At 63.0% G+C, this 25,806-nt stretch carries 20 protein-coding genes and 1 pseudogene; 19 read left to right on the forward strand and 2 right to left on the reverse strand.

The genetic code is table 11. The features are described from left to right. The first annotated feature begins 618 nt into the window (after positions 1-618). From U5A65_RS16275 to U5A65_RS16335, 13 genes are all read left to right on the forward strand, one after another. On the forward strand, positions 619-921 hold the full coding sequence (locus U5A65_RS16275; protein WP_321946806.1) for a hypothetical protein: 303 nt from the start codon (positions 619-621) through the stop codon (positions 919-921). Between the two features lie 417 nt (positions 922-1,338). Then, a complete protein-coding gene (locus tag U5A65_RS16280) occupies positions 1,339-2,553 on the forward strand; it encodes a hypothetical protein (protein WP_321946807.1) in 1,215 nt (404 codons plus the stop codon). A gap of 47 nt (positions 2,554-2,600) precedes the next feature. Beyond that, positions 2,601-2,930: a hypothetical protein gene (locus tag U5A65_RS16285; RefSeq protein ID WP_321946808.1), complete on the forward strand. Its 330-nt coding sequence runs from the start codon at positions 2,601-2,603 to the stop codon at positions 2,928-2,930. A gap of 16 nt (positions 2,931-2,946) precedes the next feature. Beyond that, positions 2,947-5,019 (forward strand): class I SAM-dependent DNA methyltransferase, encoded by a 2,073-nt coding sequence (locus U5A65_RS16290; RefSeq protein WP_321946809.1) that lies wholly within the window; start codon positions 2,947-2,949, stop codon positions 5,017-5,019. A gap of 203 nt (positions 5,020-5,222) precedes the next feature. After that, complete coding sequence (locus U5A65_RS16295; protein WP_321946810.1) at positions 5,223-6,554, forward strand: hypothetical protein; 1,332 nt, start codon at positions 5,223-5,225, stop codon at positions 6,552-6,554. Next, complete coding sequence (locus U5A65_RS16300) at positions 6,551-7,732, forward strand: hypothetical protein (RefSeq protein ID WP_321946811.1); 1,182 nt, start codon at positions 6,551-6,553, stop codon at positions 7,730-7,732. Before U5A65_RS16295 ends, U5A65_RS16300 begins: the two co-directional genes overlap by 4 nt. Next, positions 7,729-8,796, forward strand: a complete 1,068-nt coding sequence (locus tag U5A65_RS16305) for a hypothetical protein (protein ID WP_321946812.1) — start codon at positions 7,729-7,731, stop codon at positions 8,794-8,796. Before U5A65_RS16300 ends, U5A65_RS16305 begins: the two co-directional genes overlap by 4 nt. Next, positions 8,793-13,037: a hypothetical protein gene (locus tag U5A65_RS16310; RefSeq protein ID WP_321946813.1), complete on the forward strand. Its 4,245-nt coding sequence runs from the start codon at positions 8,793-8,795 to the stop codon at positions 13,035-13,037. The genes U5A65_RS16305 and U5A65_RS16310 overlap by 4 nt, the downstream gene beginning before the upstream one ends. After that, positions 13,034-13,852: a hypothetical protein gene (locus U5A65_RS16315; protein ID WP_321946814.1), complete on the forward strand. Its 819-nt coding sequence runs from the start codon at positions 13,034-13,036 to the stop codon at positions 13,850-13,852. Before U5A65_RS16310 ends, U5A65_RS16315 begins: the two co-directional genes overlap by 4 nt. Beyond that, on the forward strand, positions 13,849-14,997 hold the full coding sequence (locus tag U5A65_RS16320) for a hypothetical protein (RefSeq protein ID WP_321946815.1): 1,149 nt from the start codon (positions 13,849-13,851) through the stop codon (positions 14,995-14,997). The genes U5A65_RS16315 and U5A65_RS16320 overlap by 4 nt, the downstream gene beginning before the upstream one ends. A 12-nt stretch (positions 14,998-15,009) precedes the next feature. Beyond that, positions 15,010-16,695 (forward strand): ATP-binding protein, encoded by a 1,686-nt coding sequence (locus U5A65_RS16325; RefSeq protein WP_321946816.1) that lies wholly within the window; start codon positions 15,010-15,012, stop codon positions 16,693-16,695. Position 16,696: 1 nt separating this feature from the next. Further along, on the forward strand, positions 16,697-17,269 hold the full coding sequence (locus U5A65_RS16330) for a hypothetical protein (protein ID WP_321946817.1): 573 nt from the start codon (positions 16,697-16,699) through the stop codon (positions 17,267-17,269). Further along, positions 17,266-18,723 carry a protein kinase domain-containing protein gene (locus tag U5A65_RS16335; RefSeq protein ID WP_321946818.1) on the forward strand — a complete coding sequence of 486 codons (1,458 nt, stop codon included), beginning with the start codon at positions 17,266-17,268 and terminating at the stop codon, positions 18,721-18,723. Before U5A65_RS16330 ends, U5A65_RS16335 begins: the two co-directional genes overlap by 4 nt. A 326-nt stretch (positions 18,724-19,049) precedes the next feature. Here U5A65_RS16335 and U5A65_RS16340 read toward each other — a convergent pair. Beyond that, positions 19,050-19,466, reverse strand: a pseudogene (locus U5A65_RS16340) (Kiwa anti-phage protein KwaB-like domain-containing protein); the annotation flags it as partial. Positions 19,467-20,008: 542 nt separating this feature from the next. Between U5A65_RS16340 and U5A65_RS16345 the strand changes: the two are divergent. The 5 genes from U5A65_RS16345 to ggt all read left to right on the forward strand — a co-directional run bounded on the left by U5A65_RS16345 (position 20,009) and on the right by ggt (position 24,833). Then, positions 20,009-20,692: a GntR family transcriptional regulator gene (locus U5A65_RS16345; protein ID WP_321946819.1), complete on the forward strand. Its 684-nt coding sequence runs from the start codon at positions 20,009-20,011 to the stop codon at positions 20,690-20,692. A 62-nt stretch (positions 20,693-20,754) separates the two neighbouring features. Next, positions 20,755-21,573 (forward strand): ABC transporter substrate-binding protein, encoded by an 819-nt coding sequence (locus U5A65_RS16350; protein ID WP_321907453.1) that lies wholly within the window; start codon positions 20,755-20,757, stop codon positions 21,571-21,573. 15 nt (positions 21,574-21,588) lie between these two features. Further along, entirely contained in the window at positions 21,589-22,356 is a 768-nt protein-coding gene (locus U5A65_RS16355) for an amino acid ABC transporter permease (RefSeq protein ID WP_321907456.1), read from the forward strand. Between the two features lie 13 nt (positions 22,357-22,369). Beyond that, on the forward strand, positions 22,370-23,170 hold the full coding sequence (locus tag U5A65_RS16360; RefSeq protein ID WP_321907459.1) for an amino acid ABC transporter ATP-binding protein: 801 nt from the start codon (positions 22,370-22,372) through the stop codon (positions 23,168-23,170). Positions 23,171-23,240: 70 nt separating this feature from the next. Next, positions 23,241-24,833, forward strand: coding sequence for a gamma-glutamyltransferase (gene ggt, locus U5A65_RS16365; protein ID WP_321946820.1), 1,593 nt, complete (start codon positions 23,241-23,243; stop codon positions 24,831-24,833). Between the two features lie 46 nt (positions 24,834-24,879). Here ggt and U5A65_RS16370 read toward each other — a convergent pair whose 3' ends face one another. Then, positions 24,880-25,326, reverse strand: coding sequence for an SRPBCC family protein (locus U5A65_RS16370; RefSeq protein WP_158756736.1), 447 nt, complete (start codon positions 25,324-25,326; stop codon positions 24,880-24,882). Positions 25,327-25,475: 149 nt separating this feature from the next. Here U5A65_RS16370 and U5A65_RS16375 point away from each other — a divergent pair, with 149 nt between their 5' ends. Continuing rightward, positions 25,476-25,769, forward strand: a complete 294-nt coding sequence (locus tag U5A65_RS16375; protein WP_158756737.1) for a hypothetical protein — start codon at positions 25,476-25,478, stop codon at positions 25,767-25,769. Positions 25,770-25,806: the final 37 nt, after the last annotated feature.

Below are 25,806 nucleotides of genomic sequence, written 5' to 3' on the forward strand. Positions count from 1 at the left end.
CACCCAATCCGCCTTCGGTTCCCGTCGAAGGATTTTGTTTTTATGCCGTCACCTTCACATGTTCGGTCTCTTCAGAGTTATCGGACTACGATAACCTTTAAAATCAATCGCTTGGATTTTTGAATCCGCAGCGAGCGCCTCACGATGCTCGCGGATCGCGCCCTGTTCGCTCGGGGCGATCTCTTCCGACGGGAATTCCAGTCGCATCACATTCTGCGCGCGACGAATGCCACCGTCTTGCTTTAGAGCAGCTGGACATCGCGACCGCCAAGGACCTCGCGCTCGACGTTGGCGAGCATGAATGGGATCGTCGGATGTCATTGCAATCAGCGTTGCCGGCGCACTTGCCTGCGAGCAAAACCGCAGACGCGAGCTGGTACGCACGCATGGCATCCATGCCGGGTGCCGCAGAGATTCTATCGGCATTGCGCGCGCACTCGGATATGGTGCTTGCCCAATTTGGCGCGGGCGTAGCGCCGAGATCGGACAGCGATCACTTGTAAGTCCGCCAACCCTTCTTTCCCTGTCCGGCGTCTTGCGCCAGCTTCTCTTCATTTCATAACACGCATCCGGCCAATTCTGGGGGAACCTGCTCGCCCGGTTTTTTTGGGAGTGGACGTGAGGCACTCCCCACGCCTCAAGCCGTTGTTTCATCCTGGCAGGCTGCTCATCACTACGCCTTCCGCCCTTGCGGCACTGCGCGAAAACGGCGTTCCCATCATCAGCGTCATGCTCCGTCACATCGCAGGTGACTGGGGCACAGTTTCCGACGACGACAAGCGGCAGAACGACCTGTCGATTACGGCGGGCCTGCGCCTGCTGTCGATCCATCCCCTGCCGGATCAGACCCGTATCGTAGTGGTGACTGAGCGGAGCCGCGTGAACACGATAGTTGAACGCCTCGACACTCGTAATCGGTAGCGAGGTACAGCCAGACTCGATGCGCCATGGTGGCAATCGTGCATTGCGTGAGAAACACAGGGGATTAGGCGGAAAGCGAACTGGCCCTACTGACTGGCAAGCGATTGCTAGATGCGCTCCCAGGTGCGGTATCAGTTGCGATATCATGATTTATACGTGTGACATCACAAAGTGGTTGACGAGACGTCTTTCGTTTTATATTCTCGTCAATGTGAGGTTGCACGTACAAACAAATCGCTTGATTTTTTTATTGTGATTTCCCGCATATCAACAACCTTCGTCCCTCCCGGCTTCCTTGGCGCAGCCCCCGGATGGTCGCCGACGTATTTCGTCGGTCCGGCGGCGGCGGCCCTCCGAGCTGGCGCCACCGGTCAGTCAATCAGCGACTTAGGAGGGCAAGTCCTCGAGGGCTGGCGGGTGAGCGAGACTCAAGGTGCTCTTGCCTACGACCCTAGAGCGGCGACGACGCCTGTCTACCGTCAGGCCAACATAGGCCGCCTGCACTTGGTGCTTAGAGAGCAGCACTGGGGGGCGCCGCAGATCAGCGGCAGGTGGTGCGTTCAGCCCGACGACATCGTCCTGAACAAGCTCGCTCCCGTCCGCGCCGCGTACGTCTCACTGAACGCGAGGCGGCACCCGGTTGACGGCAACTCCCTCATCGTGCGCGGGCTCTCGAAGGCTGCGGCCGCGTGGGTGGCGCTGTGTCTGAACGAGGCTGGCTACGAGCAGCTCCTGTTGACCGAGTCCGGCGTGTTAAGGCGGGTCGGAATTGGCACGCTCGCTTCCCTGCGGGTGCCGCCGGTGCCGTCGGAGATGGAGGGGCTTGCCGCGCGCCTCCGCGATCTCATCGACGAATCCACGTTGGCGATTGAGTCTCTTCACCGCGTCCGCGATGAGGCCGACGCGGAAGCGAGTGCCGCGCCGCATCAGGAGCACGACCTGTCCGCTGGGGTGTTCTTCGAGCGCGAAGCGATGTCGAACGAGAGCTGGTTGCCGGCTGCCGTTGCGCTTCGTGCTGAGCTGTCGACTCTCGAAGCCGAGGTTGGCTGGGTGAAGCTTGCCGACCTCGCCACGTTCGAGGACCGCGCTCGCCTTAGCCAAACGCACGAGGGAGCCCGAGCACTTCGACTGGGTGACGTCGCCGATGACCTTCTCGTCGACGGTGCTCCGAGTTGTGATCTCATTCCCAACCGCACGCTGGCGAAGCCACTCTTGCACGGCGAGGTACTGCTGTCCACCCTCGGCAACAGCTTTCGGACGGCCTTCGTCGACGAACACGTCCCGCCGGACACGCACCCCGTCGATGGCTGGGTGCGGCTGCGGTTCCACGAGACGCCGGCTGCATGGGCGTTGCTGCTCTCGACGGGGTCGCTTCGTTCGCAAGCCGCACGCCTCACAGTGGGGGCCGTACAGCAGTTCGTTCCGCCCGACGCGCTGCGGTCGCTGCAGGTGCCGACGCCGCCGCGCGATGTGCGCGACCGCTGGCAACGCGCTGTCGAACAGCATCACGCTGCGCGTAGGTCAATCGACCGCCGGTGGGCTGCGCTCGTGGGCGAATTATCAGCGGTATTCGATGCGGCCCACAAGCCGTTCACCTCGTCTCACCCGCTCGGCAAGGAGGTTATCCAGTGACGCCCCGACATGCCGAAGAACTTCTGAACACGCTGAGGCAGAGGACTTTGAGCCTCGACGATGCGCACGAGCGCACACGGCTCTCTGGTAGCACGTGGAGCCGCGATCAACTGCAGCTTTTCCTTCTCTGCGCACCGGGAGTAGAGCGCGACGAAAGTGGGTGCTTCCACGTCGGCGCTGGTGACACCGCGGACGACCTGCAGGCTGCCATCGTCGAGGCGGTGCAGTCGTTTGCCGGCAAGCCGGTTCCGGTGGCGCACTTGCGCGCCCGCCTTCCTAATCACTTCGTGACGACCGACGAGCAGATCTTGGCTGTCGTTCGTCATACGGCTGGGCTCGAAATCTTCGGCCCGAAACTCATTCGCATCACTCAGTAGGCACAGGAGAACACAAATGGCCCGTCCGAAGAAGGCCCCGACCACCACCGCAGCGCCGGAGGCGACGACTGTCAGCTCCGAAGAGAGCAGCGTCCTCAACTCGCTCGTCCGTTCGCTCGCGAGCGCTGGCTTTGACCAGAAGTTCGAGCTCAAGGCTAGCGAGGCGGGCATGTCGGCCGCCGTGGTGTGGGGGCGCCACGAAGGCGTGGCGACGCCGCGTGTGCTGGCCCTCGTGCTACCCGTTGGGGCTTGGAGTCGCAGCAACGCTGACGAAGTGCAGATGTTGTCGTGGACCTTGCCGCCGCCCGACACCGCGCAGGATCACTACCCGCAGTTCGCCGTCGTGAAGGACGCCGAGGGCACGCTCGAGGCGATTTTCGACCTCGCACCCGGTGCGCCGCACCAGATCGATAGGCTACCGAGCCTTCGCGAGATTAATGAGTACAAGCGCATCAAGGCCGATCCGACCTACCGCTGGTCGATGCGTATGTACGAGCGCCTCATGAAGGGTTTCAACGCCCTGCACGAGCGCATCTACCAGACGCACAAGGATCGGGTGAACGGCAAGAACGACATCATCGAAGAGGTGGCGAAGCTTCTCTTCCTTGAGTCGTTCCGCCTGCACCATACCGACGGCGCACTGAACTTCGACCACAACGATAAGAAGTTGAACCTGAAGGACGTCTTTTCTGCCGGGCACGTGAAGACAAACGGAGCTTCTGCGGTAGCCGAGATCCAGTCGGCCTTTGAGCACTTCAAGCTGCATCCCGACTACGTCGTGACTGATGACGCGGGCGAGAAGCATCCCATCTTCGACAAAAACGCGCACCTGCGGCTGGCGCAACCGGGCAACTACGAAGCGGTCCTCTCGCTCATCCAGGATCTTGGGCCTGTCACCGACAACCGAGGCGAGGTCGTGAAGAGGCAGGGCACGCTCGCCGACATCGCTGCCGATGTGCTAGGTCGCGCCTTCGACGTCTTTCTGCGCGCCAACTTCGAGTCCAAGGGGGGGCTTGGCATCTACCTCACGCCGGCCCCGGTGAAACAGGCGATGCTGTCCCTCGCCTTCCACGATATCAAGGAGAGCACCGAGGACGCTGCACGCCTCGTGGCGCGCGATGGCAAGGGGCGGCCCGCGTTCCGCTTTTGCGATCCCGCCTGCGGCAGCGGCGGCTTCCTTTCGGTGGCGCTCAGCCATTTGCGTCGCACGCTCGATGAGATCGGTGGTAAGGCCACGGCGACCGATGAGGCGAGGAGGAAGCTTTTCGAGGAAATGTGCGAGCATAGCTTCGTCGGCGCTGATGCCTCTCCTCAGATGGTGATGCTGGCGCGCGTGAATATGGCGCTCCTCGGTGCGCCGAAGGCCCGGATCTTCTACACGCAGAATTCGCTCATCAGCCCGCAGCTCCAGCCCGGCACCTTCGATCTCATCTGCACCAATCCGCCGTTCGGTACGCCCAAGTTCAACAAGGGACAGGAGGAGGCGAAAAAGGCGCACGAGGAGGCGATGGAGAAGATCCTCGATACCTTCCGCTCCGATCTCATGCCGCGCAACGGCCGCGGCGGCGGGTACGACTACTCGCCGACGATTACCGGTCTCGCCATGGGGGGCTCACCAAACAGCAAAGGTGTGTGGAAGGAGGCGTCGACGAACACAGATCCCGCGGTTCTGTTCATTGACCGGTGCCTGCAGCTACTCAAGCCGGGTGGCCGGCTCCTCATCGTCCTGCCTGACGGCGTGCTATGTAACTCGGGCGACCGCTACGTCCGTGAATACATCATGGGTGCGAAGGACGATGCCACGGGTGAATTCCACGGCGGCAAGGCCATAGTGAAGGGCGTCATCAGCCTGCCCGCCGACGCGTTTAAGCTTTCGGGCACGGGCGCCAAGACCAGCGTGCTTTACTTACAGAAGCGCCAAGCGCGGAAGGACGACCCGGAGCAGTTCCTGGACGAGGCGCAGACCGACGTGTTCATGGCTGTCGCTGAGACGCTCGGCTACATCGTGAAGAACAACGTCGAAGATTACAGCGCAGGCGTTCCCAATGACCTCGCCGCCATTGTCGGCGCATATGTGCGGGGGGAGTGATGGAGACGAACCGAGTCGCAGCCGTAGACACAACTTCGGCCCGACTGGATGCGGAGTACTACAGACTGGCGTTTCGCCGAGCCGCGTCTGCAGTCCGAAGCCTTGGCCCTACGACAAATCTTGAGGCGGTGCGGTCGGCGTCCGTTCCAATCCGGCGGGGCATCGACATGCCTCAATTCGTCGCTGATCCACAGGCTCCTCGGATGGTGACGATCGCCTCCTTCTCCGACCCGGGTATCGACTTTTCCAGTCTCGAAGGTATAGATCCAGCGCAGCATGCGGACTTCCGCGCCAGTGAGCTCCAGGCCGGCGATCTGGTTGTTGCGATGGGCGGATACGTAGGTCGCGCCGCGATCTGCCCCCCGCATCCGCCAACGGCGAACATCGGACGCCACTCCGCGCGCGTTGTTGTGGATCCCTCGAAGGCCGACGCGTACTTCCTTTGGGCCTTCTTGACGAGCCCGATCGGGGAACTTCAGTTGCGTCGGCAGGTCACTGGCTCGGTTCAGGCCGGCGTTAATCTCGAAGACCTCCGCGTAATTGAACTGCCAAGCCCCTCTTCACTCGCCCAACGCTATATCGGCGACAAGGTTCGACAGGCAGAAAGGCTGCGCGAGCGGGCATGGAGGCTTGAGAAGGACGTCGCAGCGATCCACGCGAAGCACATCGTCCTGCCGGATGGCATTGATTTTGCCAAGCGCACCCGTCGTTTGGCATTTCGATCCTTGACGGAGCGCCTCGACGCACACTTCTATCCTTCGGCTGTTGAGCAGTACTTCCGGGAGCTCGGCGGAACCACGCGCTCGCTCGACGATTTGAGCACTGTCGTCATCAACGGCCAGAGTCAGCCGGAATCCGAAGGCGGGGTACTCCAGGCGACGGTCGCAAACCTGGGACGGAGCTTCGTCGAAGGGGCGTTGCGCACGGTCAAGCGTCCCACAGATGGCGCGCGCGCCCTCGCTCTTCACGACCTCTTGTTGTGTAACGCTGCCCACAACAAGAGCTACATCGGACGGGACGTGACCTACTCACAGCTCGAGGGGCCGTACCCCTCAACGGAGGTGATGATCGTTCGTCTGGACCGAGAGCAGGTCCCGGCGTCATTCATTCGTCAATACCTCAAGACCCAGATCGGATACCTCCAGATCCAGTCGACAATTCGCGGCATAACCGCTCACTCGTATCCCGGTGATGTGAAGGGCATCGAGATCCCGATTCCGTCAGTGCCGGACACGGAGCGGGAGGCTTGGTTTGCAACGGATGACAAGATGCTCATCGCCGGACGATGCGCAGACGCCGCCAAGGTACTGACAATCATCGCCACGCTGCTGGTTGAACAACTCATTGGGGGCCACCTCACCGAAGCCGACCTCGCTGATGCGCAGAAGGCACTGGAGACGGGCGATCGCAGTGCCGACCAGACCATCCTGCAGTCGCTCCAACGGAACGATGGCCTCAACGTGAAGCCTCTCATTGCGGACCTCGACGGCCTCTACGCGCTCCTCGACGAGCCGGATGGGGAGAAGGACCGATGACGCCCGCGGTTCTCCAGGGGCGCGCCCTTGTGCGCACGGTCGAGGAGACGCGCAACCTGCTCACGCACGGCGAGTTGCAATCGTCTGGCCTTAGTGGCCTGGAGGACTTTGGCGCCAAAGGCCTTTGGCGCGAGCGGGGGGAGGCGCTCGTGGCCACGCCCGCCGTCGTCGCGCTGGGCGATCGGCTGCCCAATGCCGCCGAGTCAGTTCCTGCCATATTCTCGCTCCTGCCGGAGGTGCGCGCCTCGTGGCTACGCGTGGTTCGTGCGCGGCTCGCCGAAATGGGTGAGCGCAAGGACGTCGCGGCGCTGGCCGACGCCGTCACGGCCGCCGGCGTACTCGCGACAGGGCTTGTAAATGTGGACAGGCCGTCGCTTTCGCCCACGTCCTTCAGTGAGTTGGAGCGTGCTGTACTCTCCGCCGCCGCGCACGAAGCCTCCGCGTTTCCAGTGCTGCTGCGCGCGCTGGCTGCGACTGCCGCTGTGCGGATCGGCGTGCCACCGGTTTGGCTCCCCGACATCACCTTCGACGATCCGTCGACGGCATGGCGGCCCGGGCGGCTCCTGCGCCTGCCGACGTCGACCGACGCCGTGCCTGCTCACGCGGTCCTGAGCGGCGCGCTCGACGGCCGGAGCGGCGGCGACTCGATGCTTTGGGCGCTCCACCATCCGTGGGCCTTCCTGCTCGCTCAGATGACCTTCACCAAGGAAGCGTGGGAGGCCGAGCGCGTCTCGGGCGGCATCGCCTTCGAGCTCGAGCCCGCACACGTCCCACTGTTCCAGAGCCCGCCGCGCATCGAGGTCGTGGTGGCGCTGCCGAGTGGCGAGGAGGTTCGCTGTGGCTCCCTCGGTGAGCTGGTGCAGCGCACGCTCGCGCAACTCGGAGTAACGATCCTCGGGCATCGCGTTACGGCCCGCACGCTCGACGACCATCTCGGCCTCGTCATCGAGGCAGTACAACGACGAGACGTCTGGCGTTTCGAGCATGGTTCCGGCAGCCGCCATCCCGCGTACTCCATCCATCCTTCATTTTCCGATGCCTGCTACCGCGCGCTCGGCAGTCGCGCGTTCTATCGGCTTGGTTCGCCCGTGACTGCCGCCATCCGTCGTGCCGCCGAAACCTGGGCGCGCGAGCGAATTGCGCGCGCGAGCGGAACGAGCATTGAGGAGGCAGCATGACGGTTTCACCCGTGCTGTACCTCGAGCGACCGGCTTTCTGGACTGAGACCGGCGATCCGGAGTCGTGGTTTCGCGCGCTAGAGGTCTTCGCCGGTGCTGCGCAGCGCGCGCCGCAGACCGGCACGCCACGAGCGGCGGCCGATCGCACCCTGGTCGGTGTCATCGCCCGACGAGGGGCGGCCGGGCTCTTCGGTGTGTTCCAGCGCGAGGGCCGCGCCCTGTTGCCCGGCGTGGGCCTCATTGCATGCGATGAGGAAGGACTCTGGGACCTGACCGACGAATCCCGTACCTTGCTCCGGCGCTGGAAGGAAGATGCGCAGCAGGGGCTCGAACTGCTCGCAGCCTATCTCGTTCGCGAGAGCCCGTGGCTGCGGCTGTTGTTGGCGCGACTCCAGCGAAGTGACTGGGAGCTCGCGCGTTGGGCTGAGGTGCGCAGCGGGCGCGCGGGGCTCAAGGCGGGCAACTCACTCCTCCTGCGAAACCATGTCGAGCCGGAGACATGGTTCGACGGACTTACCGAATATACGGCGGCCCGTTGGCTCGCGCGCGCGCACTGCGAGGTTCTGGCCTACGATCCTAATGTCCTGACGCGCAAGAAGGGCAAGGACGACCTCTCGCTCACGCCGCTCACGGCGCCCCTTCACCTCCTCGAGTCCGTGGGCTGGCTCAGTCGAACGGGCCAGGTGACGCTGCCGAGCGCGCTCGCGGCTGACTTCGTCGGGAAGGCAACGCCGGCGCAGGCGCTTACCGACATTACCAGTGGGCACGCCGACGTGCGCGGCTTCGTTGCCGCCGAGCCGGTGTTGCGCGAGCTGCTCCTGACCTTCGGCATTAGCCCGAGCGACGAGGTCTTCGCACGCTGGATGGATGCACTCATCGACCTAGCCATGAAAAAGGGCGCCTTGGAGCTGCTCGATGCACAACCCGGGCAGGCGCGTCACGGGCGGGGGCTGCACGCCGACCCCACGCGCAAGCTCGTGCGTTGGGTCGTTCATACCGAATTCAACGAAGCTTTCCAGAACGCGTGGGCCGCGCTGGAGACCGAACGAGAGCTGATACGATGACCAACAAAACGACGCACCAGTGGGCCGCAACCGGCGTCTCGAGCTACCCCCTCGCCCATCCCATCGTGGGACAAGGCCGCTTCTTCGAGACGTTCCGTCACTTCATCCACCTCGTCGACGACGAGGCCGAGAAGTTCGCGCACGTCTTCGCGGTCATTGCGCAGTGGGGCGTTGGTAAGTCGCGCCTAGGGTACGAGCTGGTAGCGCAGATTAACGACACGTCGCGCGGTTGGTGGGTGCGCAGTGACGATGGTGCGCTGGTGAAGGCGAACCTCTTCCACGACGACAAGGACCGCGACCAATACCTCGGGCTTTACATACGCTACAGCCAGGTCGCGAACGACTACAACAACGTCGACAACTGGTTCGCCTACGGCCTCTACAAAGCGCTCCTGCCGCTAGCACGCAGCACATTCGACGGCTCAATCCAGGGGCAGATTGCGAAAGAGGCGGCCGACCGCCTTATCGTGGAGGGCTTCGACCCGAAGAAGCTCGCGGTGGCGCTCGAGGCGTCGACCAACCACTCCGACGAGAAGCTCTACGAGGACCCTGAGCTCGCGACCCGGCTCTGCCAAGCTGCCTACGAGTACCTGCACTCGCTCGGCGTCAAGTACGTGCTCGTCGTGCTCGACGAACTCGAGACCGCAGCCGAAGCCGCGACGTTCGGGCTCGACTCGACTGACATCAAGCACCTCGACGGCCGCGCCATCAAACTGATGGGAAAGGCCATCAAGGAGGAGGATCCGCGCCGCAAGCTCCCTTGGCTGCGCTACGTCGCCCTCTGCTCGCCGGCCATCGGCGATGAGCTGCGCGAAATCCAGTCCACTGCGCGCCGCTTCGAGCTCACCGAGCTCCAATCGAACGCGTTCTCCGATGTCAGCGACTTCGTGCAAACGCTGGAGAAGGATGGACGGCTGGCTGAGTCGTACCCGCAGGGGCTTGTCGAAGCCGCCTACGCGATGAGCGCCGGGAACTTCGGCTGGTTCAATGTCGTCATGGCAAGCATCGATGAACGTCTTCGCGATAAGCGCGTGCGCGGCGAGAAGGACGCACCCACGGTCGGTTCCCTGTTCGACGAGCTGGTCCGGGTGTCTGGACGCGTGCAGCAGCACGTCCTCGATCACCATGCGATCGAGATGCTGAAGATCCCGGACCGAGCGCAACTTACTACCGCCCGCGACCTGCTCTATGGTCAGCTCCCGGTTCCGCTCGACGCATACTCGCCTGAGATCCGCAGCGCCATCCTTGCTGCTCGGAACGAGTACGACGAGCCGATCGCGACGATCTTCCGCCGCGTCGAGTGGGACGAGCTCGAGGCCGCCGAAGCGCTGCGCTTCTCCAAGTTCACGCGCGATCGAGGCGTTTGGAGGCTCGGTGGCGTCGACCAGCCGCTCGACCTTCGCCAGCTCCTGTCGAATCTCGGCACTTACGCCATTCACGAGACGAAGGGCCAGCGCCGCACTGACGGCAAGCACACACTGGTCGTACCGCTTCGCCAGTCTGACTTCGTCCATCTCGTGTCGCTGCTCTATCCGCACGCAGCTGCGGAGGACGCGGCGCGCGCGTTGTGGCGTCGCTTTATTGGGCCTGAGGATCTCGAGCCCGATACGGCTACGCACGTGGGGCCGAGCGTGGAGATGATCGCCCGACTCGACTTGCGCCACCGTAAGCAAGGCCAGACGTCGCTTATCTTCCGCGACCCGGACCAAAACTCGGCTCATGAAAAGGCCCTCTCCGCGCTTCGCACGCAGACCGAGCAACAGCGGGCCGTGCAGGTGCTAGTCGGGGCGATGCGCGTCATCGACCAGCACTGGGTGTACGACGCGGCGCACTCGGGCATCCGCGACGACTCGCTGAAGGTCATCGGGACGTCAGCGGGTAATCGGGGTGCTTCGGGGGGCGGGCTCGTCACATTCGATGGTCTGAAGCTACACCCCAAGGGCCGAGTGCTCTTTGCGTGGGTGAAAAACGTCGATGATCTGGAGCGCCTTTGCAAGGCGACGAGCGCCCAGTTCGGCGAAGAAGGCCGCACGCCCGTGATTGCCTTTACTGCCTCGCGTGCGCTAGTTGACGTAATGGCGAATCCCCCTAGCGGTACCCTAACGGGCGCGAAGAGCTTTTTGCTGCTCTACCAGCTCACATCGACCGAGGAGTACATTCTCCACCAGGTCGGTGTCGCGACGCAGGCAAGTATTGGCTTTCGCCTCGACGGACATGGCTTCACGACTGCGTTCAGCAACCGTCTGCAGAGCCTCGTGCGCCCGTTCTCGGATGAGGTGGGACGTTTCCGTCAACAACTAAACGACCTCGGCCGCATCGCGTGGCCGCTCCGGTCATCGGGCAAACTCAAGGAGTCGGAACAGGAGCTGCTGACGCGTGCCTGGCGCGTCCTCGCGATTGATACGCTCGCCCCAGCCTCTCTCGCAAACCTCGACGACAAGTCGGGCGTGGACGTTGAGGCGTTGAAAACGTTGTTCGCCAAACTTGGCGTGACGCCGAAGGCGCGTGCGGCCGGTTACGGAGACGGCGAGCGAGCCGGCTTGTACTCGAGCCTCGACGACGCAGCCGAGCCGCTGTTTCCTGCGTTCCTCGTCGAGGCCATCCGGCGCCTGTTGAACGGCGATTGCACGCTCGCGCTCGCAGAGCGGGAGTGGTTCTGGGGTTACACCTGGGAAGGGGTGAAGCCGAAGGACATCTATTTCGAGTGGATGTCCATCATCCGCGAGCTGGGCTTTGGAATGCAGCAGCCCGGTGCGAGGACCGCCGACGCTTATACCCCAACGACGCGCGCCGAGCTCCGAGGTGCCATGCAGGAGGCGGACAACTGGCTGAGGCAGGACTACCCGAAGCTCATTGGGGAGATGGAGGCCGTCTTCGGTGCCGGGCGGGTGCAGGATCTCTTCGCGCCGGAAGGGGCGGTATCTCCGGGCACGAAGACGGTTACGGCGCGCAAGAAGCTCAAGGAGAGCACCGCCGACCTCGACTTGCTCGACAAATCCGAGACGCAGCCGGCGACGGCCGATGGTTTCCGCGTTGCTGCGCAGCGCCGTCGCCGGGTTCTGAGCAACATCGACTGGGTCTACCGTCGAGAGGACTACCAGGCAATTCAGCAAGACGCGAACGTCAAGACACTCGACTTCGAATCGGACAACGTTCCCCTGTGGCAGCGCATCCGGCGTGCGTCGTTGTTCGTTGCCTTCGTTCGCCGCGCGGAGGGGCGGGTGCGCGCAAGGACGGTATCGCTGGCGGATGACATGCGCTTGGATGTGATGTCAATCCACGGCTTCCCGATCGCGCTTTTCACGCTCTCCCTGGAGAAAATCGTGCACATCATCGACGGCGCGCTTGCGGTCGGGGCGATGGCCGGTGCCACTGAAGTCATCCAGGCAAAGGAACCGGGGACGTTGCGCCAGAATTTGCGGGATTTGAAAGTCGCCGACGCGACGATGCAGTTGGAGAGCCTCGCGCGCGAGGTTGGCATCGACCTTACGACGTGGACAGAGGCCCCGTTGGCGGAATGCGACGGCCAAATCGTCACCGCGTTCCGCAGCCTGAAGACGGTCCACGAGAAGCTGCAGTCGGACCTGCGCGAAGCCGTCGAGCGCATTTCGACCCTCCAGACGGTGCTCAAGGAGGTACCTGCCGACTTTCAATACCCAAAGAGCGTACCCGAACTTGACAAGCTGCAGGGCCGTCCGACGTTCATCGAGGGGGCCTTGGAGAGCGCGTGCGGCGAAGATGTCGACCGACTGCGCTCAGAGTTCGACGCTCCGGCGCGGCTCGGAAACTTTCAGCCCTTGATGTCGAAGGCCCGCGAGCTGCTCGAGGAGCCGCGCAGTTACCTGGCGCAGTTGCTCGGCCATGTGTTTTCGGTCGAGAACGCTGTGACGGAATACCGAAAGCGTCTCGTACAGGGCCCCGACCTGCTTCGATCACAGCGCGGGCTCGACGCTTTGGCGAGTGCCAAAGGCACGACCACACCAAAGCCGCTTGGAGTGAAGGACGTCGAAGACGTAGGGGCGCTTACGGAGGCGCAGGCGGTCGTCAACGCGCACGTTCACGAGATTAGTGTCGTGGCCGGCAAGCAGCTCGAAGGTTCCGGGGTGAGCTTCGACCGTTGGTGCGCCATCGTGGCAGCCCTCGACGCCGGCCGCGACCCGGGGCTCGAGCCGCAGGAAGCGGATGCGCTCGTGAAGCGTGAACTCGTGCAGCGAACTTACCGGCTCGGAGCGCGGTCGTGACGGTGCCGATTTTTCTCCACGGCCTGCTCGCCACGCACCGTCGTGGCAGGATCCTGCAGGAGGTGCTCTCGGCCACGCCAAACGCCGAGCTGCCGGATGGTCGCGCCGTCGTCCTCGCTTTCGGCGAAGTTTTCCAGAGCGCCGAGGAGGCGGAGCAGATACGGCTCATTGAGTGGACACGCGTGCCGGGGCGCGTGCTGTTGCTGCTACCGCCATTCGCGGGTGGGGGCTGCGAGCAGCCTGTTTCGTGGGAGGCGGAGCGCGTGGAGTCCGCTCCGCGTGGAGGTGAAGGACTCGCCAAAGTCCTCGCGCATGAAGTAGGTTACCGGCTGGTAGGTAAGTTGCAGACCCCGGCGCTGCCCGGCGCAACGTGGAGCGACCTCAGCGTCTCCGTGGGCTCGTATCGCCTCCACCCAGCAGCAGGTCTGTTCGCGGTCACCTGTCTACCGCTGTGGTCGTTGGCGGTGCTTGACGCTCCAGAGGAACTCGAGAGGTGGCTTGCTAGTCTTGTTTCGCTCGCGGGGGAGGGCCAGCCAGCCAAGATGGCCGCGGCAACGGCGCTCTCGCCCGACCATTACGGGTTCTTGGTCTTCCTCCTGAGCCAAACGTTCGCTGACGAAGAGCAGGCCATTGCAGGATTGCGTTCCTCGTCTGTCTTTCGCTTTTCGCTCGAAAGAGGACGTTCGCTCTTGAAGGAGCTAAGCGATCGAGGCCTCGTCGATGGCGCCATGCCGACGAGCGTGGCGTACGAACTTGTAATGCAGAGCCCCTACGCGCCCTACGTGGGTGCGCTTCGAGAGGTGTCCAACCGATGAAGACACACAATCGTACACTCGCGCAGACGCTCGCGATTCAGTCGCAGGTTCACCTGCCCGGAACCGTTGGGCGACTGCTCAAACAGATTCGCGACCTCGAGCGAGTCGCGCCGCTGTTTGTGAAGGCGGGTCTCGTGCGCGCAGTCGAGAGGCCCAACCCGATCAATGCCCGGGCCTCCGGTATCGCGACGCATGCCTCCATCACTAGGACCATCGGCGGCTTCCTATATGGCGCGGCGGCGGCTCGATGTGACCTCCTCGTCGAACACAACGCCATCTCGACCGCCGGCCAAGATAGCACGTGCGAGATCGATGACATCAACTACGAAAATCAGTCAAAGCGCCTCGCTCTCGCTGCGATTCGCCAGGCCTACGAGCTTGCTGACCGCGCCGTCTCCGAAGAGCGCGCCCGACTCATCTACCTCGACACGCCGCTGGTTATGGACCGGAGCATGGTTCCTCCCGCGAATCGAGCTGGCGACGAGGGATACCAGGCAGCGTATGCGATGACGCTCAACGCCGTCGAGTCATTTTGGGAACATCACCGTGAGCGGCTCTTCCCGTGGAACCCGACCGGGCCGATCATCATCGGGCTCGCGTCGCAGCGCTTCGGTGCTATCGTGCAGTCGGCGCAACAAGACTTGCGCCAGCATGAGGGAAGAAGCCAGCTCCTGCCGACCGAGGAGATCGATTGTGATCAACTCGCCGCGCTCGATGGCATCCGTGATGCGATCCTCGGCGTGGGTGAGCGTCGATTCGTGCACGGGATCCTCGGCAGCTTTACCAGGACTGCCGCGTTCCGGATGAACGTCCACGCGCCGCGCATGGAGCCGGGCTCGGTCGTCGACATGGGCGTCATCGGGCTTCACTTCCGCGCTGGTCAGACGAGTGAGCCGCGCTTGATGCAGCTCGTTGGCGATGCGCCAGCGTGGACCAGCACTGCCATCGACGAGATAGTCGGCACGACTATGGCGCTTACGGCGGTGGGCGGCGCGTTGTCGGCGCCGCTACCGGTCCAATTGGCCGAGCGAGAGCTGAACGCACTCGGGCCCTTCCTTGAACATTACAGCCGTAGCGTCGCCGGAGAGCTCAAGCGGCGCGAGCTCGAGAGCGTCTGGCTTTCGGACTGGGACCTCGGGACGTAAGGAGACCTCTTCATGACTACACACATCCTCGGCAGACTCGTCGGCAACACAGGCGACCCGACGAACCTCACCATGGTGCTCAATTCGTCCTTCGCCGGCAGGCGCGGCGAGTTTGTGCGCGTCCGTCACCGCGAACAGGAGGATGGCCCTACGACCGACGTTCTTGCTCGAATCGTGAGCATCAGTCGCAGCAACGTCCTTTACAACTCCGGGCTCGGCCAGGCCGTGACAGAGCTGGAGCTCCTCCCGGGCGCGCATGTGACGGGTGAGCAGGTGATGGGCAAGCTCGAAGCGATCGGATTCCGCGATCCGGACACGGGGCAGATCAAGATGCCGCGCCGCGCGCTTGACCCAGGTGCTCCGGTGGAGCCGGTTGACTTCCAGTTCTTGAGTGCGTTTTACGAGTTTCAGGAGCACTCGAGCTTGCACATAGGTAACCTCGTTGGCTACGAGCGAGGTTCCACGGCGGTGCCGGTCTATCTGGAGGTGAATCGCCTCGTGACCGAGCACCTCGCGGTGCTTGCAATGACGGGCTCGGGCAAGTCCTACACTGTTGGGCGGGTCATTGAGCGCCTTGTCGCCATCAACAACGGGACTGTCGTCGTCTTCGACCCTCACGGCGAGTACGGACGTGCGTTGCAGGGCGGCCAGATGCGCTTCAACGAGAGGCCCGACGAGCTCGACGACCAGCGAGACCGAGCGGCGCTCCCAGCGATCCGCGAGTCGTTCACGCGTCTGCGTGAGGCAGGGGCCGGCATCTCGATCTACAGTCCGCAAAACGCGTCGTTCCGTCAGAAGTACGCGGGTGCCAACCAGGAGCTCGCTCTGCAGTTCGACCACTTCGAGATGGACGACCTCAGCGAGATTCTGCCTGGGCTCACGGAACCGCAGCAGCGGGTGCTGGACGTCGCGATTCGGTACTGGATTGCGCACGAGGCGACCACACCAAGAGACATCAACCGTCTGCGCTACTACCTCGGCGACGGCATCGACGAGGTTCGCCAGTGGGATGAGCTGAGCCAAGCCGAGGCCGCGGCGCTGAATGGTCGCAGTGCTGCGGTTACCTCGATGAAGCTCTCGCGCGTGCTGCAAGAGGCTCAGAGCTTCTACCACTCGGGTCTGCCTGGCGCGACGGACACCTACGACATGGTCGGCAGACCCACTGATCGTCGAGGACGCCTGGTAATCGTCGATCTCCAGGGCCTCAGCGATACGGCGAAGCAGGTGATTACTGCGCTGATCTCGAGCGAGATCTTGCGCGCTGCTTCGAGCAAGACCGACCGCATCCGCCCGTGTTTCATCGTCTACGAGGAAGCGCACAACTTCGCGCCGGCTGGCGAGCCCGCCGTGAGCCACCGTATCATCAAGAAGATAGCGGGCGAGGGGCGCAAGTTCGGTGTCGGTTTTGCGGTCGTGAGCCAGCGGCCTTCGAAGCTCGACCCGGACGTGACGTCACAGTGCAACACGCTGATTGCCATGCGGCTCCGGAATCCTGACGACCAGCGCTTCATCGCGAAGACTTCCGACATGGTGAGCGCGGCGGACCTCGAGCAGCTTCCCGGGCTGTCGACGGGCGAGGCGCTCATCTGCGGACGATCGATTCCGGCTCCACTGCTGGTTCGCGTCGGAACGAAAGCGTTGATCCACGGCGGCGAGTCGCCCGAGGTGCTCAACGTTTGGGGGAGGTTTGGTGGCTAACGTGAGCGATGCCCCAAGCCGCCTCACAGTTGAAGCCGCATCGTCCCATTTGCCGATGTGGACGGAGTGGGGTGTTCGTGACGTTGGACACTTGGTTCACAGCCTTGGCTGCACATTCCTTACGGCGGCTGGCCACGATCTTGGCTTCGCTGCAGTCTCGGAGGTGCCCGCTCCGCGTGAAGGGCCGCTTGCCCACGTCGAGGAGGACGTGCGCTCGGATTCCGTCTGGTTCGATCGGGCGACGAGGCGCGTGGCGCTCGTGGCCGAGTTCGAGCGGTACGCGGGGAAGCAGAAGGATTTGAGCCCGAAGATCGAGACGCTGCTCCTCGCTCAGCAGAGGTGGGGCTGCGACGACGCGACTCTGCTGCTGGCATACTGGAGCGTTGGGTTGGTGACGCTGCCGGATCATGACTATCTTCGCAGCATCGTGTGTGGAGGCTTCAGCGCGATGGGCGGCGTGCGTGTCCCTGGCAACCCGAAGGCGCGCCTCATCTTCTACCAGTTTGTTGTTCGCGCCGGACAGGACGGGCTGCTTCGGCTCGAGGACATCATTCGGCGAGGAGAATCAAGATGACTAAGTTCTTCGTTCCTAGAGCCGATCGGCGCCTCGGTGAGCGTTACGAACTCATCGAGTGCTTGGGCGACGGCTCTTACGGATGGGTCTGGCGAGCCCAGCGACTCACGGACGGCGCGATCGTCGCGGTGAAGATTCCCAAGTCCCAGAGTAAGCGCAACGAAGAGCTGGCCGAAGGCTCGCCGCTCGTCGGTCAGCCCCCGCACCCGTGCGTCGTCGACGTCTATTGGATGGGGCGCGTCCCGCCGGAGCGCGAATGGTACGCGATCGAGATGGAGTACTTCCCCTCGATCACGCTGGCGCAGCTCTTGGATAAGGGAGAGGAGGGATTCGTCGCTAGCTATCACAAGCTGCTTGACGTTTTTGAGCAGGTCCTCGAAGGCTGCGCTCACCTGCATCTCTTGGGAATGTCCCACGGAGACATCAAACCGCAGAACATTCTCGTCTCCGCAGAGCGAGTGAAGCTGACTGATTTCGGTTCGAGCGTGCTGCCAGAGGACATGTACGCGCGCACCCGTGAGAATGGTGGGACGATTCTCTACTCCGCGCCGGAGATTGTCGGCGCAACGCTCTCGACGAGAGACAACTCGTCCCGATTCCTCAGCGACATCTACAGCCTCGGTGTGCTGCTCTACCACCTCATCACCGCCCGGCTGCCGCACGACACACTGAGTCAGGTGGCCCGCCACGTGCCGTTCCCGCGAGCGCGCGAGGTCAACTCGACGGTGTCCCAGCCGCTCGATGACTTCATCGATCGCTGCCTGAAGCTCGCACCGGAAGAGCGCTGGCCGAGCATCGACGCGATGCTAGAAGCGTTGCGTGAGGTGAGGCGCGCGCAGGTTCAGTTCACGCCTACGCGGGCTCTCGCGGTCGCACGCGCACCTGATGAGGACTGGTCCACGCAGGCGGTACGCCTCGTCGAGCGCGGCGACTACCGCGACGCGGAGCTAGTTGCTCGCGCTGAGTTCGAGTCGTCGAGGGACGCGCAAGCCTTCCTGATCATGGTCCAGGCGTCATACCGGGAGGGACGCTACTTCGACTGCATCCGTGACCTCGAATCCCGGCCCGACGTGGTCGATGCGCAATCGCCCACCGGCGCCGAACTCCGGCGTCTGGCACTGTCGGCATACCTCGAGGTGCGCCAGGTGGATCGCGCTAGGAGCTTCGTGGTAAGGTGTCTGGCTGAGGCCCCGGACGTCCCGGACCTCCTGCTGAAATACGCGTCAATTCTCGCGCTTGATGCAAAGTACGAAGCGGCAGCGGAGCAGCTCTTGGCGCTGCACCGGCGACTGCCGGGCAAACCAGCGATCCTGCGGAGGCTCGTCGCCGTCTTCGAACAGATGCGCGACATAGGAAAGGCCGCGGCATTCCTGCGGGCATACCAAAAGGCAGTGCCTAACGATCCTTGGGCCGTCTCGAAGGCCGAGCACTTCCGCGCGCTCGGCCTCGCGTGAAGCGCTGCGCAGCGGCGGCGACATTCAGCCCATAGGCTCGCTGAGATTTAAACGCTTTCGGTTACTCGCTCCTCGGCGGCACCGTCGGACAGAAGAGAATGCGAGGGGTGCGTCCAGAACGTCGTTGTACCCACTGTTGGCTCGGTGTCTTCGGGACAAGTACGGTATTCAAACGAAGCGTGTCGGCGAGAAGGGCCCATCCAATATGCGAGGACAACGGCAACTGCCATAGCGAGACGTGCTTTTTTTCGAATCGCACACGCGATGCGGAATGCAATCAGTGGCGGCGGCCAGTTATACGAGTCCGCTGCGAACGCTAGGGGTTGCTACACGGGGACGGTGTCCGGCACATCGTAGATATTCTGGGTGACCTCGCTAAGCAAATGGTGATCAAGCAGAACCTGCAGAATCGTGCGTGCGGTTTGTTCGCATGGAATCAGCTGGTTGCTGTGCGGATCGAAGTTCAGCCCCCAGTCGCGCGCATCACTGACTGCTTGAAGGGTGGTCAGGAAGTTTGGATTCGCGGAAAGCGCTTTCTGTTCGACCACTGCCATGCGTCGCAGCTGTATGGAGTTGGTGCCCACGTAGTCGATGAGCGTCTGCATGTCGGTGAAAAGCCCCGAAGAGGTGGCGTCTCGCTGCAACTCGGAGAAAGCATGTGCGTATGCTTCACGATAGTGCGTCGTCGATTCGAATGCGCGCTTGCCAGCGACGAAAATAATACCGTTCAGGTAGTAGAAATCGAAGTTCCGCTGATCGAGAAACTCCTGTCTTCTGCGGCTGAAAGCTCGCCATTATGGAAGATGATGTTGATGTACCCGTTCGGGTACTTTGTCTTCCACGTTGCGGTGGAGCGTTTTACGGCGTAGACCGTCTGGCCGCCGTGAACGAGCAGCGTTTGGGTTGCGTTTTCAACGCCAGACGAAGATGGTGAGACATGTCTTTAGCACTTCTGGACTGGGGGCAACTTTGGGGGCATTTTTAAATACCAAAATTGCCTCCTCTCTGTCTGATGGGCGATTGCCAGGCTACTTTCAATGTCCTCCGCGCAACATAATCCGCGCTCACCGTCCCATGCAGGTTGAAGGTAGTGAATCCTTTGATTCACAGCCTTCTTCCTTTGATCGCTCGAATTTGCGAGCAGCGTGTCCAGAGATCTTCGCATTTGAGAGGCCGAGCTCGCCCCCCCGCAAATCTTTTTTGAAAGACTGGATCCAAAAATCCACTCGTAGTACGCTGCCTCACAACAGCAACCCAAAGCGACGTCCTCCCGCACCGCACAAAAATGCCTGCCACCAGCGTCCGCACTACCACCGGCCTAGCCTTAACGGCCGAAGAAGAGGCCTACCGCTTCCTGCTGGAGGCCATCATCGAAGGCCGCTACGCAGCAGGCCAGCGCATCGTCGCCGAAACGGTTGCCGAAGAACTCTCAATGAGCCGCATGCCGGTACGCGCAGCACTCAAAAGGCTCCACACCGAAGGCCTGATCATCCAGCGCCCGAACCGAGGCGCAATCGTCCGCGGCCTCACAGTAGAAGAAGTCCAGGACATTTTCGACATGCGCATTGCGCTCGAATGCCTGGCCATGCGCGTAGCCGCGCCGCGCTGCACCGAAGCGCACCTAACCAAACTCCAGCGTCTGCTGGAAGACATGGACGCTTGCGTAGGCGACACAGACACCTGGGTCCAACGCCACTGCGCGTTCCACGAATATCTGTGTGAAATCAGCGGCCGCACGCGCCTCTACCAGCAAATCCACTCGCTCTACACGTTGATAGAAGGCCCCATGCGCCTGTGGATCGAGCAAGCCACCTTCAGACGCAAACGCGCACGCGACGCCCACCAGATCCTCATCGACGCACTGCGCACCCGCGACCCAGCACAAGCCGAGCAAGCACTACGCGAGCACCTCGAATCAACCGTTCCCCAGATCATCCAGTTTCTAGAATCGCCCGCGTCACGAGCATGACGTGTCGGTATCCTAACTGTCGTCGCACCTCAAGCAGCTCACTTTCAGCCAGGAGCCTCTCGATGTCAGCAATTCAGTTCAAGCGTCTTCGTCTCGCCGCCTGCGCAGGCTTGGCGGTTCTGGCACAAGCAGCCGGAGCATCAGCAGCGCACGCCGCCGATCTGGGCCTCGTGAAAGGCGGCACGCTCACCTACTGTTCGAGCATGGACGCGCCGCCGCTCGCGTCCTACGACGAGAACCAGCAGCCGCGCGGCTTCTCCGTCGACGTGGCGCAAGACATCGCGAAGCAGCTCGGCAATCTCAAGGTCGAGTGGAAGGTCATGTCCTTCAGCGGGCAGATTCCCGCGCTGCAGGCAAAGCAATGCGATCTCGTGATCGGCCAGCTCTTCGACAAGCCGGAGCGCCGCCAGATCATCGACATCGTCGACTACATGTATTCGAGCCAGTCGATCATGGTGCCGCGCGGCAACCCGCGCCACGTGCGCTCGCTCGACGATCTCTCCGGCAAGAAGGTCGCGGTGCTCAACGGTACGACCATCAGCACGCTGCTCGACAAGGAGAACGAGAAGCTCAAAGCCGCAGGCAAGCAGCCCATGAACATCGTTGTCTATAGTTCGGATGCCGATGCATTTCAGGCCTTCCGTCTGAATCAGGTCGACGCTTACGGCACCACGGCGGAAAGCGCCGCGCACTTCCAGCAGGTCTCGGGCGACATGTTCGAGGAGGCGGTGCCGGGCTTCAATCGCATCGCAACGGGCATTGGCGCGCGCAAGGGCGAGCCGCTTTCTCCGGCGGTCGCGAAAGCCGTGGCCGATCTCGTGAAGAGCGATCGCTACAGCAAGATGCTCGCCACCTGGAAGCTCGAAAACGATCGCCTGTGAGCGCGGGGTGACGCCATGAATTTCAGTTGGGAAATCTTCCGGAAATTCCTGCTAGACCCGAGCCCGGCGTATCTGCACGGCTTGTGGCTCACGTTCTCGATCAGCGCTTGCGCGATCGTGTTCGGCGCCACGCTCGGCCTGATCGTCGCGCTCATGCGGCTTTCGTCGAGCTTGCCGGTGCAGTATCTCGCGCGCGGCTATATCTGGGTCATGCGCGGCACGCCGTTGCTCATGCAGATCGTGTTTCTGTACACCGCATTTGCCGCGGCGAACATCTTTCACTTTCACGATCTCGACTTCGGCATCATCTCGCTGCCGGGCAACATTCAGGCCGCCGTGCTCGCGCTCGGCATGAATTCGGCGGCTTATCAGGCGGAAATCATTCGCGCGGGCTTGAGTTCGGTGGACAGAGGCCAGTACGAAGCGTCGCGCTCGCTTGGCATGACTTCGGTGCTGCTCATGCGCCGCGTCGTGCTGCCGCAAGCGTTCCGCATCATCGTGCCGCCGCTTGGCAACGAGTTCAACGTCATGCTGAAAAACACCACGCTCGTGAGCGTGATCGGCGTGCCGGAACTGCTGCTCAGCACGCAGATGATCACATCGGTGAACTTCCGCGTGTTCGAGCTGTATCTCGTGCTCGGCATTTACTTCCTCGCGCTCACCACGCTCTGGGGCTTCGTGCAGCGGCGGCTCGAAGCGCACTTCGGCCGCGGCGAAGCGAAGCCGGCTGCGAATACGCGTCTCTTTGGCGCGCAAACGATGAAACTGCTGCGGGGACGTTGACATGAGCGTTGACATGAACGAAGCACGCGAAATCGTCATCGAGGCGTCGGACATTCACAAGTCGTTCGGCGCGACCAAGGTGCTCAACGGCATTTCGTTGAGCGTTGCGAAGGGAGAGGTGGTGGTGCTGATCGGCTCGTCCGGGTCGGGCAAGACCACGTTCATTCGCTGCCTCAATCTGCTCGAGTCGTACGACAGCGGGCGGGTGCGCGTGAACGGGCATCTGCTCGGCTTTGTCGAGCGCCCGAACGGCACGCTGGTGCGCGATTCCGGGCGCCAGCTTGCACGGCAGCGTCGCGATATCGGCATGGTGTTCCAGCGCTTCAATCTGTTTCCGCACATGACGGCGCTGGAGAACGTGATCGAGGCGCCCATTCACGTGCTGAAGATGCCGCGCGAAGAAGCGGTCAAACAAGCAAAAGCGCTGATCGCGCGCGTGGGTCTTGCCGATCGCGCCGACCACTATCCGTCGCAGCTTTCCGGCGGCCAGCAGCAGCGTATCGCCATCGCTCGCGCGCTCGCCATGCAGCCGAAGGTGCTGCTCTTCGACGAGCCCACCAGTGCGCTCGATCCGGAAACCGTAGGCGAAGTGCTGCAGGTGATGAAAGAGCTTGCCGAAGACGGCATGACGATGGTCGTCGTCACGCACGAAATGGGCTTTGCTCGCGAGGTGGCCGATCGCGTGGTCGTGCTCGACCAGGGCGAGCTGATCGAAGAGGGACCGCCCGAGCGCATCTTCACCGCGCCTTCGCATCCGCGCACGCAGACGTTCTTGAAGCGCACGTTGCGCACTGCGATGCCTGCATCCGCGTAAAAGACGTAGCCGCGATGCAGCGTCACGTGAAATAAAACATCATCAGGACACCAAAGAGGAGAACGCTTCGATGCGTAACTTCGAAACGCCGGGCCGCTCGCTCGTCATGGCTCGCAATGGTATGGCCGCAACCTCGCATCCGAGCGCCACGCTCGCGGCCGTGCAGATTCTCGCTGCAGGCGGCAACGCCATGGACGCCGCAATTGCCGCGTGTGCGGTGCAGTGCGTAGTCGAACCGGGTTCAACTGGCGTGGGCGGCGACTGCTTCGCGCTCTATTCGCGCGGCGGCACGGATGACGTAATCGCCTATGACGGCTCGGGCTGGGCCCCCGCCGCAGCGAGCGCAGAGCGCTTGCGCGCAATGGGCATAGAAACGATTGCGCGCCACTCGCCGCACGCAGTCACGGTGCCGGGCGCGGTGGACGCATGGACCACGCTTCATCGCGACCACGGCCGCCTGCCGCTGCGCGACGTGCTCGCACCGGCAATCCGCTTCGCGGAGGAAGGCTACGCCGTCGCGCCGCGCACCGCGCACGACTGGGCCGCAGAGGTAGAAACGCTTTCGCGTGACGCCGTAGCGCGCACGACCATGCTCGTGGATGGCGCCGCGCCGCGCGCCGGCTCGACGCATCGTCAGCCGCGCCTCGCAAACACGCTGCGCGCCATCGCCGAAACGGGCCGCGACGCGTTCTACCGAGGCGCGGTCGCTGCCGATCTCGTCGCGCAACTTCAGGCGCATGGCGGCTTGCACACGCTGGAAGACTTCGCGCAATTCCACGGCGAGTACGTCACGCCGATCCGCGCGAAATTCCAGGGCTATGACGTGATCGAATGTCCGCCTGCGGGGCAGGGCGTCATCGCGCTGCTGTTGCTCCGCCTGCTCGACAAATACGACGCCGAAGGCAGCCCGCTCGACGCCGACCGTCTGCATCGCGAGATCGAGGCGGCGAAGCTCGCGTACGCGGTGCGCGACGCCGTGCTAGGCGACCCGCGTCATGGTGCCGTCGACGTCGATCGCCTGCTGTCCGACGAATACGTCGACAAACTGCGCAGCCGCATCGACCTTGAAAGCGTGCTGGACCCGGCCGCCGCGATCTCCCAGGTCGAGCACCGCGACACGGTCTACATCACCGTGGTCGATCGCGACCGCAACTGCGTGAGCTTCATCAATTCGTTGTTCTATCCATTCGGCAGCGGGCTGATGGGCAAGGAATCCGGCGTGATGCTGCACAACCGCGGCATGAGCTTCTCGGTGGAGCCGGGTCATCCCAACGCCATCGCGCCGCACAAGCGTCCGCTGCACACCATCATCCCGGGGATGGTTGCACGCGACGGCCGCGTGCAGATGAGTTTCGGCGTGATGGGCGGCCACTATCAGGCGATGGGCCACGCGCATTTCCTCTCGAAGGTGCTGCATTACGGCCTCGACATGCAGGCCGCGATGGATCTGCCGCGCGTCTTCCCGCGCCCGGGTACCGGGACTGTGGAAATCGAATCGACATTGCCGGACAACACGCGTGCGGCGCTTGCCGATCGCGGCTTCAAGCTCGTGCCGGCAGCCGGCCCGATTGGCGGCTCGCAGGCTATTCGTATCGACTGGGAGCGTGGCGTGTTGACCGGTGCATCCGATCATCGCAAGGATGGCTGCGCGCTCGGGTATTGAACAAGCACGCGGTCGAGAAAAGAAAGGGGCGCGAGCCCCTTTCTACTTACTGGCTGATTTCGGCTTCAACGAGCTTCGCAAGCAACCCCAGCGACTCCTGCCAGCCGAGATAACACGCCTCGACCGGAATGATCTCCGGTATGCCTTCCTGCACGACGGTCATTTCCGCGCCGAAAAACACCGCGCGCAATTCCACCGTCGTTTGCATGGTGCCGGTCAGGTGCTCGTCCTCGAACACGCCGGTGTAACGCAATCGCTCGTTCGGCACGAGTTCGAGATATTCGCCGCCGAACGAATGACCGTGGCCGGCCGTGAAATTCTTGAACGACATCCGGTAACGGCCGCCGACTTTCGCGTCGAGTTCATGGACGGTGCACGTGAAGCCGTTGGGCGGCAGCCATTTCACGACCGCGCTGGCGTCGAGGAACGCGCGATAGATGCGCTCGGGCGGTGCGCGCAGCACGCGGTGCAGGCGGACGGTGTTCGATGCCATGGCTAAGCTCCCAGGGTGGTGGATCGCCATGCAATAGTAGGCCACCCGCCCGGGGCCCATCGCCTAAACTTCCCAATACCGAACGCCCGGCTGCACACCCATCGGCCGGATAGCCCGCAGCCGCTCACCCGCGGCACCCGGAGGTCACCATGAGCGCTCAACCGCTTGCGATGCATCAGGTCGACTACGAAGGCTTCGAGATCCACGTCAGCGCCACGCCAACCGAAGAGGGCGCGAACCGCTACACCTATACGGCCTACGTGTGCCATCCCGGCGCGAATCCCGCGAAGCCGGGCCACACGGTCACCTATCACGCGGACGGCGACGAAACCTGGCGCAGCGAGCAGGACGCCACCGAAGAGGCGGTGCACGTGGGCCGCAGCATCATCGACGGCACGCACCCCGATCTTTCCGTGCTCTCGCTCGTGACCCACGGCTTTTGAGCCGGGCGGCCGCGCTGGGAAAGCGGGCCGCATGCGA

The sequence above is a fragment of the Paraburkholderia sp. J10-1 genome (assembly GCF_905220165.1).
Classification (GTDB): Bacteria; Pseudomonadota; Gammaproteobacteria; order Burkholderiales; family Burkholderiaceae; genus Paraburkholderia.

What these genes read in the sequence shown, in the direction of transcription:
- U5A65_RS16310 (WP_321946813.1), top strand. Translation starts at nt 8,793, where the DNA reads ATGACCAACAAAACGACGCACCAGTGGGCCGCAACCGGCGTCTCGAGC.
- U5A65_RS16335 (WP_321946818.1), top strand. Translation starts at nt 17,266, where the DNA reads ATGACTAAGTTCTTCGTTCCTAGAGCCGATCGGCGCCTCGGTGAGCGT.
- U5A65_RS16360 (WP_321907459.1), top strand. Translation starts at nt 22,370, where the DNA reads ATGAACGAAGCACGCGAAATCGTCATCGAGGCGTCGGACATTCACAAG.
- U5A65_RS16350 (WP_321907453.1), top strand. Translation starts at nt 20,755, where the DNA reads ATGTCAGCAATTCAGTTCAAGCGTCTTCGTCTCGCCGCCTGCGCAGGC.
- U5A65_RS16355 (WP_321907456.1), top strand. Translation starts at nt 21,589, where the DNA reads ATGAATTTCAGTTGGGAAATCTTCCGGAAATTCCTGCTAGACCCGAGC.
- U5A65_RS16290 (WP_321946809.1), top strand. Translation starts at nt 2,947, where the DNA reads ATGGCCCGTCCGAAGAAGGCCCCGACCACCACCGCAGCGCCGGAGGCG.
- U5A65_RS16305 (WP_321946812.1), top strand. Translation starts at nt 7,729, where the DNA reads ATGACGGTTTCACCCGTGCTGTACCTCGAGCGACCGGCTTTCTGGACT.
- U5A65_RS16300 (WP_321946811.1), top strand. Translation starts at nt 6,551, where the DNA reads ATGACGCCCGCGGTTCTCCAGGGGCGCGCCCTTGTGCGCACGGTCGAG.
- ggt (WP_321946820.1), top strand. Translation starts at nt 23,241, where the DNA reads ATGCGTAACTTCGAAACGCCGGGCCGCTCGCTCGTCATGGCTCGCAAT.
- U5A65_RS16370 (WP_158756736.1), bottom strand. Translation starts at nt 25,326, where the DNA reads ATGGCATCGAACACCGTCCGCCTGCACCGCGTGCTGCGCGCACCGCCC.
- U5A65_RS16325 (WP_321946816.1), top strand. Translation starts at nt 15,010, where the DNA reads ATGACTACACACATCCTCGGCAGACTCGTCGGCAACACAGGCGACCCG.
- U5A65_RS16345 (WP_321946819.1), top strand. Translation starts at nt 20,009, where the DNA reads ATGCCTGCCACCAGCGTCCGCACTACCACCGGCCTAGCCTTAACGGCC.
- U5A65_RS16375 (WP_158756737.1), top strand. Translation starts at nt 25,476, where the DNA reads ATGAGCGCTCAACCGCTTGCGATGCATCAGGTCGACTACGAAGGCTTC.
- U5A65_RS16295 (WP_321946810.1), top strand. Translation starts at nt 5,223, where the DNA reads ATGGTGACGATCGCCTCCTTCTCCGACCCGGGTATCGACTTTTCCAGT.
- U5A65_RS16320 (WP_321946815.1), top strand. Translation starts at nt 13,849, where the DNA reads ATGAAGACACACAATCGTACACTCGCGCAGACGCTCGCGATTCAGTCG.